Genomic DNA, 14,524 nt, shown 5'->3' on the forward strand with positions numbered 1-14,524 from the left:
GCCCACCTGAACGGCCAGGTGCCGCTGCCGCCCTACGCTGCCAACGGCCTGATCCTGCAGCAACGCCCCTACCCGGATTTGAGCGAAGTGCAGGGCCAACTGGCAGCCAAGCGCGCCTTGCTGCTGGCTGCGGCCGAGGCGCACAACCTGCTGTTCACCGGGCCGCCCGGCACCGGCAAGACCTTGCTCGCCAGCCGCCTTCCCGGGCTGCTGCCACCGCTGGACGAGCACGAAGCGCTGGAAGTGGCGGCAATCCAGTCGGTCAGCGGGAAAGCGCCGCTGAACAGCTGGCCACAGCGACCCTTTCGCCACCCCCATCACTCTGCGTCCGGCCCGGCGCTGGTCGGTGGCTGTAAAACCCATCGATAAGTGATTATTTACATCGAAAAATGATAAATTCTATTTTTCGGTGATAACTGCGTCTAATTATGAATACGATTTTTATCGAACCATTGGCCAAAGATTCTAGGATTTGGGAGATTATCGGAACAAGAAACCTGATATTTGATGAATCTCTTTCCAATTTGGTGGCAGAGATCTATTGCTGCTCCCCGCCGACATATTTTCAACAACGCAAAAAAAGAAAATTTAAGAATTTCTACGCCCCAGTAGGAAGCTTGAAATACCTTACTGCAGGGTCTATATGGTCCCGAGGCTTTAGACTTGATCTCGGAATCTCTGCTTATCATGTAGGTGACATACTAGCGCAACACTGCAAACTCATATTGAGCAAACACACGATGTCTCCGGAGAAACTACTGAAATATCTTTCTAAATCGGAAAATCCACACCTTACATTCCTGGATTCAATTAATTACCTACAATACAAGCACAGCCAACGAACCTTGTACATCCCTTGCTCCGAAGTGATCCGCCATTACTTTTCACCCTCACAGCGTTTTCTAACTCGCCTACTAACAGGCAAATTTAACCAAATCACAAGCTTATGCACCTTGAACTCAATGGGTTTGAAGCCAAGCCCTTCGGAAAAAAGAGCATTTGATTTGATATTAACTTGCAATACAGGGCTCGCTGCGGCGGCGCGACACCCTTATAAATCGATTAAACTGACGCACATACGCAACATCCAAAAAAGAGAGAACCATCCATTCCTACTAAGCGCTAGACTACCTTTCCCAAGTGCTGTTGCTATTTGGACAAGAGGTGCAAGGCCTGCGCACTCCCCCACCGAGTTGGCCTTTGTCGTAACTAATCTCGAATCGGAGCCGCAGCATAAACGGGCGCGTAGCTTCCGTGAGCGCTGTCCGCAAAGCAGAGATCTTGGCCCTAATAGTATTTTCCGGTCCTCGCTTGATGGTTCATCTTTTTGAAAAAACCTTAGTCAAAAGCCCCTGAGCGGAGGATAACGAGGTAGATAAACGGTGAGTAGCTCCGGCCAGGTTGCTGGGTCCGTGATGGCGGTCTTCAGTTGATTCGCCACTGCAAAGCCATCTTCAAAACTCGGCCCCATCACGGATAGCCGAGAGGGCTTGGAGGCGCTTTTCTCTCGGAATGCGCGAGTCGAAAGCCATTGTCTACCTTCGAACTGAATGACAGCAGCCCTGCGAGAGCGCAGGCTCTACTGTGCGATTTTGGGCCCTACAAGCCATAACGGCAGGATGCTCGTGTAAACCACTTTTTTTCACTGTAAACCACAGTGGTTAACAGTGGAAAAAGTGGTTTACACGAGCCGAGCAGAGCATCGCAAAAATCCAGTCCTACAAAGGCAGAACCTTTACCCCTTAAGAGGCCATAGATGGGGTCGTCGGAGCAAGCAGTCGCCTACGTGCGAGAGCACGCCCACTCATCCACTGTTGATTGACATGCGTGTCATCCTGAATAAGTCTTCGTTCGAGGGCTGCAACTGCGCATCCGACGGGACTGGGCAACAGCACAAGCCTCCCCGCAATTTGGCAGCAGAGAAAGCTGGTTTCTCTGAAGTAGTGACGACGGGCATAGCCGGTCGGATTCTGAACCCAAGGTCTCAAGGCTGGGAGTTAAAGGATCGCTGCGACTACTCCTCGAACCTTCCGATGAAGCACCTTTGGGGGCTTTTTCTACACCTGATATCTGGCGCTGGTTGCTCAACCGCAGCCGCTGATGACGCGGGATCAGTCGCTGAGGGCCAACCCATCCATGCCGTTGCATGAAAACTACACTGAAACGCGTGGTCGAGGTTGTCAACGTGGCTGATTTCATCGCCAAGTTGATGAATGTATACCCGGTCTGGACCTGGTTCCGCGATCACATCGACCTCTATGCTGTACTGCTTAAGGACCCCGCCGCACGGCGGGGTTTTAGTGGTGCGTCATGCAGGGCGCGTTGCGCGCCAGAGAAATTTCGTCGCTAATCCTTGGCGTTTGCATCTGATACGAAGGCAGTCAGCGTCGTGCATCCTAGCTGCGATTTTCCGGATTTTGTTTGCTCACAAAACGGATAGACCGCTAGTCGAGTATCCATTTTAATTGGTATCACAGCGCTCAATTGCGCCGTGGCGTAGCTGAACAGTTTGTACATTATGGCTGAATCAGCGGAGGGGTTAGCTCTACAGGGAGTAGGCTCGCTTAAGCCTAGGTATATCTGTGCCTGAAAAGAATAAAGGCCAGTGTCGTTTTGCGTAACGCGGTATCAGACAACTAAAACAAAAAACATACCAACTGGGTCGTAGAGTTTTGAATCCAGTTTTTATGCCTCATTTATTCATCGAATGGGACTAAAATGCGACAGATCGACTGTATCTCCTTGGCCGAAAACGCTGAGTTTGGCCGCCCTCATCTTGCCATCCTATGTTGGTGTTTTTTGATCATTGCCATCGATGGTTACGATCTCGCAATCGCCGGTATCGCACTACCATCAATTATGCACTCGATGGATCTGGCTCCTACGGAGGCGGGTATTCTCGTCAGTGCCGCGCTATTTGGGATGCTTTTCGGCAACCTTATCTTGGGTACCCTTTCCGAGCGGATCGGCCGCACAAAGTCGATAGTCTTCTGTGTTGCCCTTTTCAGCGTGTTCACCGCTTTAACCGGACTAACCACCTCGGCATGGGAGTTTGCAGCGACGCGCTTCATCGCAGGGGTGGGAATTGGCGGTGTCATGCCTAACGTTGTAGCCGTCATGACTGAGATTTCACCGAAGAAACGTCGGGCGACAATGGTCACGATCATGTTCCTGGGGTACGCGGTAGGCGGTGTGATTGCGGCAGTGTCGGGCAAGCAGTTGATTGAAAATCACGGATGGCCCTCAGTTTTCATCGCTGCAGGACTGCCGGTATTGCTCGTTCCGTTCCTGCTGAAAGCTATTCCGGAGTCTATCCCTTATCTCATCAAAAAAGACCGCCATGCCGAGCTGGCGAAGCTTGCCTCGAAGCTGTCCCCCTCTTACACATGCCAGCCTGGCGATGTGTTCGTGGCCCCTGTTGTAGAGACGCGGAGCGATGCCCCTCTGAAGCAGATCTTGGGTAGTGGACGAAAGCTCAGTACGGTGATGTTCTGGGTACAGTGCTTCATGTGCTTGTTCATGGTCTACGCATTGAGCTCTTGGCTGACCAAACTGATGGCCAACGCAGGCTACAGCGGTGCCTCCGCCATGACATTTGTGTTGCTGCTGAATGTGGGAGGGGTCATTGGCTCTGTCATTGGGGGCATGCTGGGAGACAGGTACCGTATCAAGGTCGTACTGATCACGATGTATCTGCTAGCCGCTGCCTCTCTTGCTTTGCTGGCTACCGACGTCCCTACATGGCTGCGTTACATCCTCGTGGTTTGCGCAGGGGCCACGACAATTGGATCGCAGATCTTGGGATGTGCATATGCGGGTCTTTTTTACCCTGCAGCAGTCCGCGCGGCTGGCGTAGGCTGGATGCTGGGCATGGGCCGGCTGGGCGCGATCATAGCTCCAATTCTCATTGGGTTGCTGATGTCCATGTCCATGGGCCTGCAAGGAAACTTCCTGGCTATCGCCGTCCCTGGTGTCTTCGCTGCACTGGCGGTAGCTCTGATCAATCACAGCAAGAGCGCTAGTTACGCTCGATCGGCCGGGGGCACCTCAGCTATTGCTGAGTCTGGTTTGTCCGAGAAGCAAGCCGCAGAGCCTAGAGCAACATAAAAATTAGACGTTTAGGAAAACCGCCTCAGGAGTAAACTGAGTCGACGCGTATGGATGCGAATTACTGCCGAAAACTAAAATAAACATAATCGGAGACTTCAATGTCTAACGCATGCATGATGAAAAACATCGCTTTCTGCGCCCTCGCGCTCATCAGTTTCCAGGTGATGGCGCAGACTTATGAGTATCGCGACCTACCCAAAGACCAGCTGGACAATGCCTATAATCAAGCCGTTTGGGCCCCGAATTTCAAAGAAACGATTGCTGGCTACCATGACGCCAGCGTTGAGGTAAGAAAACTCTATCAGCCTCGGACTTTCGCCTACGGCGAAGCGGTAAAGGAAAAGCTCGACGTATACGCTCCTAAGCAGGCCAAAGACCTTCCAATAATGCTTTTCATTCATGGCGGGGCCTGGAAGTCGGGGAGTAAAGACGATTCTGCGGGGCCTGTGAAAACGTTTGTCGACGCGGGCGTAATTTATGTGGCGGTCGGCTTCGACCTTATCCCTGATACTGATCTCTCTGGAATGGTAGACCAAGTTCGCCGCGCAGTAATTTGGGTGAACAAAAATGCGAAGGCCTTTGGCGGCGACCCGGACAAGATTTATATCAGTGGCCATTCGTCCGGTGGGCATCTGGCGGCGGTTCTTCTGACCACTGAATGGAATGCTCTCGGCGCACCCCGCCACATACTCAAAGGCGGTGTCGTGATCAGTGGCATGGGGGACTTGCATCCTCCCATGCAATCGGCGCGGGGGAGTTACCTGAAGCTGAGCAACCAACAAATCCAGCAGCTCAGCCCGATCAATCACATGGCGCAAGCTGACGCTCCTGTGCTTATCGCGTGGGGCGCGAACGAAAGCCCTGAATTCATTCGTCAAGGTAAGCAACTGGCCAGTGCGTTCGAGAAAAAAGGTCGACTGTATTGGGAGCACGAGTTCCCAGCCACAGATCATTTTGTCATGGTCAATTTATTAAATGACCCTGATAGTGAACTTTCCAAGAAAACTCTTGAGCTAGTCAAAACCCATTAGGGGTTCAGCGCCCTGTCCAGGGGCAGCGAATAGATAAGTGTGACTTTCAACCCTAATAAATGAAGAGCAGCATTACTATGCTGCTCTAAAGGATCACTATGCTCAAGAGATCTTGCCTTGTTGCTTCAAGCTTCGTTCTTCTCGGCGCCTCAACTAATTCATGGGCTGATGAAGGTAGAGAGCAAGCTGGTGGGTTCATTCAAGACAGCAGCTTGAATGTATTGTTAAGAAATTATTACCTTAATAGAGACTTTCGTACTGGTAATAACGGGCGCGGAAGTAGTCCCAATGGTTATCGTGAGGAATGGGCGCAAGGATTCATTGCAAACTTCTCCTCAGGTTTCACCCCAGGGCTCATCGGACTCGGTATCGACGCACATGCTTACCTCGGCCTGAAGCTGGACAGTGGCAAAGGCCGCACCGGCACGGGATTGCTCCCCATCGACAGTCAGGGAAGGGCCGAAGATGATTACTCCGAAGCGGGTGCGGCCATAAAGGCCAGGGTGTCTAAGACGGAGCTTCGATACGGCAGTGTGTCTCCTAATGTTCCGGTTGCCTTCGTGAATGGCACTAGGCTCCTGCCGCAGACGGTCAATGGCTTCATGCTCACAAGCAAAGAAGTGAAGGATTTGACCGTCGACGGTGGATATTTTACCTCAGGCAGTTCTGGGTCTTCGACGAACCAGAGGGGTGAGATCAAAGCGTTCTACGCAAATCGAGAGGTCAAGTCTGCGGGTTACGGCGGGCTTACCTGGAATAGCGATCCAGTTAGCGCATCGTTTTACGCTATCAACATGCGCGACTTTTGGAATCAATATTACGGAAATTTCAAGCGATCATGGAAGATAAACGAGGCCAGCACTTTTTTCACTGAGCTTAGTGGTTACTACACCGAAGCCGCCGGAAAGAAAATTGCTGGTGATGTTGATGGTCTTATTTATTCATTCGCTGCCGGTTATGCCTACAAAGGACACAGGATCACTTTAGGCTGGCAGGAAAATACGGCCAACACACCGTACGACTATCTCGGAATGGATGACAACCTTCAAACCACGTCAATATACCTGAATAACGTAACCAACTTTTATGCAGAGTTCAACGGACCCAATGAGCGATCAAAGCAGATTCGCTACGAATATAATTTTGTAGCCATGGGCTTGCCTGGTATGACCTTCCTTGCCCGTTATACCAATGGGTGGGGTGTTGACGGAACTCATGTGGAAAGATCCAGCCCCTACTTTGGTAAGTGGGGTGATAGTGGGAAACATTGGGAGTCGGACCTCGAACTGCGGTATGTCGTGCAGAGCGGAAAAGCGAAGGGTCTCACCACTCGGCTTCGACATGCCACGCACAGAGCTAATAGTGATCAGTTTGAGCGCGACCTGGACGAAACGAGGCTCATCGTCGAGTTTCCTATCAAAATTTTCTAACCGTTTAAGCACGTGCGGTGCTTTTGCCCCTCTCTGAGGGGCTTTTTTCATCCTGAATATCGCCTACCAAATATTGGTCACGTTGCGGCGACAGATGAGATGTACTGGACCAATGGCAAACTGAGAAGAGCGGGCGACCTTTGAATTTGGCAAGATGGTCCTATGTCCCACCCCATGCGCTTGATACGGCTGCTCATGCGCTTGCGCTAGAGCATCGCTGTCGCCGGACCATCAAAGTCACGCGATGCACGACCGTGGGTAATCAGATACGGCTAAAGTTACTGCATCTTCAGTCGACACCTTGTGAACGGCTGATACGGATGGAGTTCATGCTTTTAGGTTGGAAAAAAAAACCGTGGCCCTCAGGCCACGGTTCAGAGCTACGGCATCAATGATTCACTGAAGAGCACGCGGTCGAGAACTGCGTTGTTCGGCGCTCGTATCTGCGGACGGTTGCAGCTGAAAATTGAACTGCAGTTCAGCGTATCGACCGGTCACATCACGCTGGCCATCATCGCGGAACACCACCTCACCAACCAGCCCATCCCGGGTGGCGTATGCAAAGTCATCCCAGAGGTACTTGTCACCGGACAAGTTGATCTGGGTGGTGAGATGGCGGTAGCCAGGTGCTGAGATGAAGAAGTGAATGTGTGCTGGACGTTGGCCATGACGACCAAGAAGGTCGAGGCATTCTTGCGTTGGTCCTTTGGGATCGCATCCGTAGCCAGAGGGAACGATCGACTGTGCGCGATAGCGGCCATCGGCATCGGTGATGATGCGTCGGCGCAGGTTGAACTCAGACTGGCTCTGGTCAAAGAAGGAATAAGTCCCGCGAGTGTTCGCATGCCACAGGTCAACGGTTGCGCCGGCAACTGGATTACCTTCCAGATCGAGCACTTGGCCCTCTAGGAACATTGTGGTCGCAGCACCCTCCTCAGTCCCATCGTCCATTCGTGCGAAGCCGTTGTGTACCGGAGCGCCGGCCACGTACAGCGGGCCTTCGATAGTCCGGGGCGTGCCGCCCGACAACCCGATCTCATTGTCCTTGGCGTCCTGCAAAAGATCGAGGAAATGCTCGATCCCCAGTCCAGCCACCAACAAACCTGCTTCGCCTCGTCCGCCAAGACGGTTTAGATAATCGACAGCGAACCAGAACTCGTTTTCGGTGATTTGTAGATCCTCGACGATTTTTGCGGTGTCTTGCAGGACCCGAAGGACAATGGATTTCAGGCGCGGACTACCGCTGTTATTGTTGAAACCGGCCGCCTCTTTGAAGAAGCTCTGAACATCGGCAGTTTGAGAAACTTTCACGGTCATTGGGGCATACCTCGAATTGTTTTTGTGCAGAGGGCTTAGTTCAACGGTCGTCGGAATGGATCGATGACGGATGGCGGCAAAGCCCATTCACCTCGATTTCCATGTATGGAAAAAGCGGCAACTGCAGCAGCGTGTCATGAAGCGCTTCGACGCTCGGGACATCAAAGACGCTGTAATTTGCGTAGTGCCCTGCGATACGCCACAAGTGACGCCAGGTACCGGAGCGCTGCAGTTGCTCAGCAAGCTCCTTCTCGTCGGCCTTGAGTTTTGCAGCTGTTGCCGTCGGCATGTCGGCGGGGAGTTTTACGGTCATCTTTACGTGGAAAAGCATGGGTATCTCCCGTTATCAGCGCCGAGCGAAGCGCGTAATTTGTTGCTCGTTCAGAGTGATGCCCAATCCGGGAGTGTTTGGCACGTGCAATTGGAAGTCCTGGAACCGTGGTGCCTCGTTCACGATTTCTTCGGTGAGCAACAACGGGCCAAACAGCTCGGTACCCCAGGTCAATTGGGGCAGCGTGATGAAGGCGTGAGCAGAAGCAAGCGTTCCGATGGTCCCTTCAAGCATGGTTCCCCCATAAAGAGCGATCCCGGCGGCTTCAGCTATCTGAGCCGTGCGTAAAACCGCACGAGGACCACCGTTTTTGGCGATTTTCAGCGCGAAGACGCTGGCGGCTCCATCTGCAGCCAGGCTGAAAGCGTCTTCAACGCTTTCAATAGATTCGTCGGCCATTATTGGCGCAGGGCTTCGTTGATTCAGCCTGACCTGGCCGCTACGGTTAATGCGAGAGATCGGCTGTTCGATCAAGTCGATGCCGTTTTCACCAAGGACTTGGCAGGCATGGTTTGCTTGGGATTCATCCCAATATTGGTTCACGTCGACTCGAACGCTGGCTTGGTCGCCGAGTGCATGCTTGATCGCAACGACGTGTTGCAGATCCTGTGCGAGCGGGTTCGCACCGATCTTTAATTTGAAAATGCGATGGCGGCGGATATCCAGCATGTGCTCAGCTTCGGCAATGTCCCGAGCGGTATCCCCACTCGCTAGGGTCCAGGCCACCTCAAGGCTGTCGCGAACTCGGCCACCGAGCAATTCGCTGACAGGCAGTCCCGGCGTTTCCCTTGTGCATCCGGCAGTGCGCTTTCGATGCCGGACTTTGCGAATGTATTGCCTTTCGCCAGTTTATCGAGCTTGAGCATCGCGGCGTTGATATTGCCGGCAGCCATGCCGATGAGAGCAGGCGCCAAGTAGGCTTCTACATTAGCTCTGATCCCTTCAGGGCTTTCGTAGCCGTAGGCGAGACCTCCGATCGTAGTGGCTTCACCAATACCTTCTACGCCGTCGCTGCAGAGCACCCGCAGAATTACCAGTGTTTGGTTCTGCATTGTGTGCATGGCCAGCTTGTGAGGCCTGATGGTCGGCAAGTCGACAATCAGCGCGCTGATGGAGTCGATGGTGATAGCACTCATCTATATGTCCTCAGAAAAAGATGGAAGCACCAGCAAGCTAGAGATCGCAGATGCGTGGTCTGCTATCTCACACCTGCCGGTGCGTGCCGAGCGTCAGGTATTGCTCTCTGTGAATTTTTCCAAATAGAGCGAGGACGTATTTAGGTCGTGCTCCACTTGCCAGGCCTTGATTGACTCCACCATTGGGGGTGGCCCACAAATGTAGATGTCGTGCGCGTAGTCCCGAACCTTGTTGGTGTCGAGATGCCCGCTGATGTAGCCGATCTTCCCGGTCCACGTAGGCTCGGGATCGCTAACGATCACCTGGAAGCTAAAACCTGGTATTGAGGCGGCGAACGATTCGAGGCGTTCCACCTCGCAGATGTCTGCTGCATGCCGAACCCCGTAGAACAGTTCGATGGGAGGGGTCTCGGCCCTTTTCGCGGCAATGGAGTCGAGCATGCCTAGAAACGCGGAAAGGCCTGTGCCGCCGGCAATCATTATTAGTGGCCGGTCAATCTGACGTAGATAGAACGTGCCCAGCGGCGCTTCAAATTCGATTTGATCGCCCACCGTGCATCGGTCGCGCAGGTAGTTGCTCATTACCCCATCGGGCAGAAGGCGAACAAGAAACTGCAGCACGTTGCTTCCTGACGCAGAAGCGAAAGAATAGGAGCGCCAATCGTCGGTGCCAGGTACGTGTATTCGCGCGTACTGGCCAGGTAGATAGTCCAAATCGAGCCCTGCGCTTGAGGCATCGATATGCAAAATCGCGGTTCCGGCCGAGATCTTCTCAATTTTACAGACGTTTCCTTGCACCAGTTTCGTGCCCGCGGCCGAACAGAGCGTTGAGTCAAAGTTGAACGAAAAGGCAGCATCGCTTTGAATTCGCGTCTGACAAGTCAGGACTTTTCTCTCAGCGAGGTCGGCTTCCGACAGGGTGTCTTCATCGACGTAGTCTTGTGTGTAAACACCCGAGTCGCAACGACCCTGGCAGGTGCCACATACACCTTCTCGACAGTCGAGGGGAATCTTGATCCCGTTTCGAAGAGCGGCATCCAGCACGCTCTCGTTTCCATTCGTCGAGCAGAACAGCGTCTTGCCATCTGAGAAGCTAAAGGCAATTTTATGTGCCATGGTAATTCTCGCTAATCACAGATGGTAGAAATCGAGGACCGAGTTAATGGTGTCGTTAAGCAAAACCACATGCTTGCGGCGGATCCGCCAGCTGTCCCCAGTCGGAATGAGCGTGTACGTCGCTCGACCGAAGAACGACTCTGCAACGCCTAGCCGGTGATACAGCGTTTGCCAGTTCAGATTGACCTGCAGCTGGTCCGTAGCTTCGGAGGTAATGCGGACGTTGCTGATCATGTGCGCAGTACGAGGCATGGGAATAGTCGACGCCGCTTTGCCAGTACGGATGCGGAACACGCGGTCTTCCAGGCCGCCCCGATTGGAGTAGTAGATCAGCGACATGCCTTTTTTTGGATCAGTCGTGTAGACGTGCTCGGAGTCCCACTGCGGCAGGTGAAACTCGCTGTCCTCGGTGAAGAGGTCGATGTAGGCATCCCAGTCTTGGGCGTCACAGAAGGCCGAGAGCTGATAAAAGAACTGTTCGACTTTGTATTGGAGTTCATGGGAAGACATATCACACCTCACGCAATTTCAGTGGAGCCTGCTCGTTCGCCTGCTTTTCCAAGCCCTCCAGCAGGAACTTCTGCCAGAAGCTGTGTTGGTTGACGTACAGGCCCTCGTGCGTGAACTCGATGCCGGTCATTTTTGGATTGATACCGATGACCTCTGAATTCTTGGTGGAGCCGGTCTTCCAGCCCTGGTATCCGCGGGAAATATCGCTCCAGCGCTCAAGCCTTGCTTCGAAGCCTCGTTGGGCCTCGCGGAACTCCACCAGATCATCCGGTGTGCCCATTCCGGACACGTTGAAGAAATCCTCGAACTGCCGGATGCGGTTTTCACGGTCGGAGTCTGACTCCCCCTTGACCCCAATGCAGAAGCTGTGGATTTCGGTTTTGTTCCAGGCTACCGGTCGAATGATCCTGAGCTGGGAGCTGATCTGATCGAGGAAGAACATGCTTGGGTAAATGTTCAAGTTGCGCAGGCGGTGCATCATCCACTCAGCGCGTTCCTGACCGTGCTCTCCAACCACGCGAGGCATGATGGACGCATACCCTGGTCGAACTGCTGGGTTTGGCATGTCACTGAAAAGCAGACTGTGACCGTTCTCGAACGCGAACCAGCCGTCATCAGTGTCCTGATCGCCAGCGCCCAACTTGCTGTAGTCCAGAGTGCCGCTGGCGTTTAGACCTTTGGAGGTATTTACCTGCTGCCGATGCTGGACCGTGGCCACGTAGTTATAGTGGACAGTCGACACATGATAACCGTCGAGACCATTCTCATTCTGAAGCTTCCAGTTACCCTCGTAGGTGTATGCGGACTTACCCGGCAGCACCTCTAGCTCGCCGGTCGGCGACTGGGCAACCATCATGTCGAAGAAGACTTTGGCGTCACCGAGGAAGTCCTCCAGGGAGTCGGCTCCAGCGACGTCCAGGCTGACGAATACAAAGCCTTTGTAGCTTTCGATTCGTGCTTTCTTCAACCCGCGTGTAGCTTTATCGAAATCGGCCGGGTACTCGCTTGGCGCCTTGACCTTGACCAGACGACCATCGCTTTTGTAGCACCAGGCATGGAATGGGCAAGTAAACGTCGACTGATTGCCTTTACCCACCCGGGTCAGAGTCGTCCCCCGGTGCTGACATGCATTGATCAAAGCGTTCAGGCGACCCTCACCGTCTCGGGTGATGATCAACGGCTGCCGACCAATGCGAACGGTCACGAAGTCATGTTTTTGCGCGATTTCGCTCTCGTGACACGCGTAGATCCACTTCTTCTCAAAGATGTGCTCCATTTCGAGATCGAACAACTGAGGCTCGGTAAACATATCCCGCGCGATGCGGAATACTCCCTCAGCTGGACGGAAATCAACACAACTTTGAATGAATTCTTGCCATTGTTTGATATTGTTTTGGCTAATCATACTGTTCTCCATAGGAGGGTGCACGGGCATTCGTATACATTAAATGTTTAGATACAGAGACCGGTCTATCCAGATTTTTGCCAAAGAAGATCCTAATATTTTCCACTCTAATGGTTTCGATAATCATTATCAATTAAATGCAAAAGGTTGGGTGCTCTGGTAACAACCCGAAAAAATAGGTGTCACCATTAGGAAGGCAGGCGTGCGACACTTCATCGGAAACAAGCGGTTCGCTGATTGACTTAAAAAAAAGACTGTCCGAATATTTCGGTTCGAGTATCCAAATAATAAGGTTGAGCGTCGGGAATAGTTTTTGCTTGGAAGTGAAAAACAGCTGTAATGCGTTGAGGGTGCTTACGATGAGTCAGTGGGATATCAATAATACAGACGTGAATGCAGACCTGCATGACATGGCATCCGCTCAAAACTGGATGAGCCAGATCTGCGGGCCGCACCAATTGAGCGTGCGTGATCCCCAGCTTCGCTTTAGGCATCTTGCGTGTCGGCTTGAGAGCTTGACCATGGGCATGATCGAGTACGGGACGGATGCGACGATCACCATCGTGAAGGACAGGTCTCTAGGGTGTTTCAGCATCAGCCTGCCTTTTTTCGGGGAGCAGGAGCTTAAGCAGCGAGATGGCTTGATACTCTCCAATGTCGACACAGGAGTGATCGTTTCACCGGACGATGATCAAGAGCTGACGATTGGAGGTGACTGCCGAAAAATGCAGTTAATTATTCCCAAACAAGCCATGCTTGCCGTACTTCAAGAGCTTATTAGAGCCCCAATTCACGAGCCATTGAGGTTCAATCCCGCGATTGATGCCGTCAATGGTAATACCGGCGCTTGGTGGCGTTTAGTGAAACACACGTTTCACGAGATGCAGGAACATAGCTCTCTGTATTCGCAGGCCGGCATGTCAGGTTGCTTTTCATCGGTATTAATACGTTCACTGCTCCTAAATCAACCCAATAATTTCTCTCGTGAAATTGAAAACAAGTTTGGCAAAAAATATCCAAATTATTTAGTCAAGGCTAAGGACTTCATTGAGACCAATGCCCGGCTAGAAATCAGACTTCAAGATATTGAAAACGCGGCAGGAGTGACACGCTACAAACTATTTGAAAGTTTTGGCAAGTATCTCGACATGTCGCCTATGGCGTATTTAAAACAATACAGGCTTCTCGGGGCACGCCGCGAGATAATGGAAGACAAAAGCCATCGGAATGTGGCAGATATAGCGCTGGCTTGGGGGTTCAACCATCTGGGGCGATTTGCAGCCGACTACAAAAGTCTATTTGGGGAATCTCCTCGATCCACTGTGTCACGCAACTCGAAACGTGGGTAGGTGCCTTCGGCGTGAAGAAGGCACCTCTAAAACTATCGGGATTTTATCAGTTCAAGCGTCTTCTTGAATAAAGCGCTCGCTGGATCATTGAGCTCGTTTACGACCGAGTAATGGTCAACATTTGCGAACTCATGTTGCCAGTAGAGTTTTTTCTCGTGCGCTAATGCTTCGGCCATTTCTTTATTTTGCCTTACGAACTCTGGGCTTTCAGCGCCGCCCCATCCTACGATCACAGGCACTTTGACGCGGCTCATATGCTCCAAAGGGCTGAACTCGGAAATCTGCTTGTTATTGAGCTTAAGGTACTCACCTCGCGCAGACAGCATCGGACCTTTCAAATCACCCATGCCGCTGAGGACGACCCCACCTTTCAGCACATCAGCCGGGGCTCCTTGGGCTTTCCAGTCCGTTGTAAGCATCATCGCGGCGAGGTGGCCACCAGAGGAATGCCCGCTTACGAAGATTTTCGCTGGATCACCACCAAAGTCCCGAGCGTGTTCGGATACATACTTAATGGCTTCGCGGCATTGACTCACCATGCCTGGCAGATCGGTTTTCGGAATTACATCGAAGTCGAGCGCCACGTAAATCACCCCAGAATCCACAAAGCTAGGAGCCGGCCCCGCTGAGTCTTCCTTGCTGAGATGTCTCCATGCCCCCCCGTGAATGAAGATCATGACCGGCAGATCCTTCGTCTGAGCAGGAGCAAATACGTCCATTTTTTCTGACGGCTTGCTTCCATATGGGATGGTCAAGCGGGGGTATTCTGCTCGGACCTGGTCACTCTTG

10 protein-coding genes and 2 pseudogenes are annotated in these 14,524 nt (G+C 52.5%); 5 read left to right on the plus strand and 7 right to left on the minus strand.

The features are described from left to right. The 4 genes and pseudogenes from ACF8O8_RS13620 to ACF8O8_RS13635 all read left to right on the plus strand — a co-directional run. Positions 1 to 351: pseudogene (locus ACF8O8_RS13620) on the plus strand (ATP-binding protein); the annotation flags it as partial. Between the two features lie 2,367 nt (positions 352 to 2,718). Next, positions 2,719 to 4,107 carry an MFS transporter gene (locus ACF8O8_RS13625; RefSeq protein ID WP_392509836.1) on the plus strand — a complete coding sequence of 463 codons (1,389 nt, stop codon included), beginning with the start codon at positions 2,719 to 2,721 and terminating at the stop codon, positions 4,105 to 4,107. Between the two features lie 101 nt (positions 4,108 to 4,208). Next, the gene (locus ACF8O8_RS13630) at positions 4,209 to 5,141 is read left to right on the plus strand and encodes an alpha/beta hydrolase (protein WP_392509837.1); all 933 of its coding nucleotides are present in this window, start codon (positions 4,209 to 4,211) and stop codon (positions 5,139 to 5,141) included. A 98-nt stretch (positions 5,142 to 5,239) separates the two neighbouring features. After that, positions 5,240 to 6,571: an OprD family porin gene (locus tag ACF8O8_RS13635; RefSeq protein ID WP_392509838.1), complete on the plus strand. Its 1,332-nt coding sequence runs from the start codon at positions 5,240 to 5,242 to the stop codon at positions 6,569 to 6,571. Between the two features lie 396 nt (positions 6,572 to 6,967). Here the strand turns inward: ACF8O8_RS13635 and catA are convergent, their stop codons facing one another. From catA to antA, 6 genes and pseudogenes are all read right to left on the minus strand, one after another. Continuing rightward, positions 6,968 to 7,888 carry a catechol 1,2-dioxygenase gene (gene catA, locus ACF8O8_RS13640; protein ID WP_392509839.1) on the minus strand — a complete coding sequence of 307 codons (921 nt, stop codon included), beginning with the start codon at positions 7,886 to 7,888 and terminating at the stop codon, positions 6,968 to 6,970. Positions 7,889 to 7,928: 40 nt separating this feature from the next. Then, on the minus strand, positions 7,929 to 8,219 hold the full coding sequence (catC, locus tag ACF8O8_RS13645) for a muconolactone Delta-isomerase (RefSeq protein WP_392509840.1): 291 nt from the start codon (positions 8,217 to 8,219) through the stop codon (positions 7,929 to 7,931). Positions 8,220 to 8,234: 15 nt separating this feature from the next. Next, positions 8,235 to 9,355: pseudogene (locus ACF8O8_RS13650) on the minus strand (muconate cycloisomerase family protein). A gap of 93 nt (positions 9,356 to 9,448) precedes the next feature. Beyond that, a complete protein-coding gene (gene antC / locus ACF8O8_RS13655; RefSeq protein WP_392509841.1) occupies positions 9,449 to 10,471 on the minus strand; it encodes an anthranilate 1,2-dioxygenase electron transfer component AntC in 1,023 nt (340 codons plus the stop codon). 15 nt (positions 10,472 to 10,486) lie between these two features. After that, positions 10,487 to 10,981: an anthranilate 1,2-dioxygenase small subunit gene (gene antB, locus ACF8O8_RS13660; protein WP_392509842.1), complete on the minus strand. Its 495-nt coding sequence runs from the start codon at positions 10,979 to 10,981 to the stop codon at positions 10,487 to 10,489. Between the two features lies 1 nt (position 10,982). Next, entirely contained in the window at positions 10,983 to 12,386 is a 1,404-nt protein-coding gene (antA, locus tag ACF8O8_RS13665) for an anthranilate 1,2-dioxygenase large subunit (protein ID WP_392509843.1), read from the minus strand. Positions 12,387 to 12,745: 359 nt separating this feature from the next. Here antA and ACF8O8_RS13670 point away from each other — a divergent pair, with 359 nt between their 5' ends. Further along, positions 12,746 to 13,735 (plus strand): AraC family transcriptional regulator, encoded by a 990-nt coding sequence (locus ACF8O8_RS13670; RefSeq protein ID WP_392509844.1) that lies wholly within the window; start codon positions 12,746 to 12,748, stop codon positions 13,733 to 13,735. A gap of 32 nt (positions 13,736 to 13,767) precedes the next feature. Here the strand turns inward: ACF8O8_RS13670 and ACF8O8_RS13675 are convergent. After that, positions 13,768 to 14,524, minus strand: a 757-nt coding sequence (locus tag ACF8O8_RS13675) for an alpha/beta hydrolase (protein WP_392509845.1), incomplete at its 5' end; no start/stop codon positions are given.

It is taken from the genome of Pseudomonas sp. TYF_14 (assembly GCF_043105275.1).
Classification (GTDB): domain Bacteria; phylum Pseudomonadota; class Gammaproteobacteria; order Pseudomonadales; family Pseudomonadaceae; genus Aquipseudomonas; species Aquipseudomonas alloputida.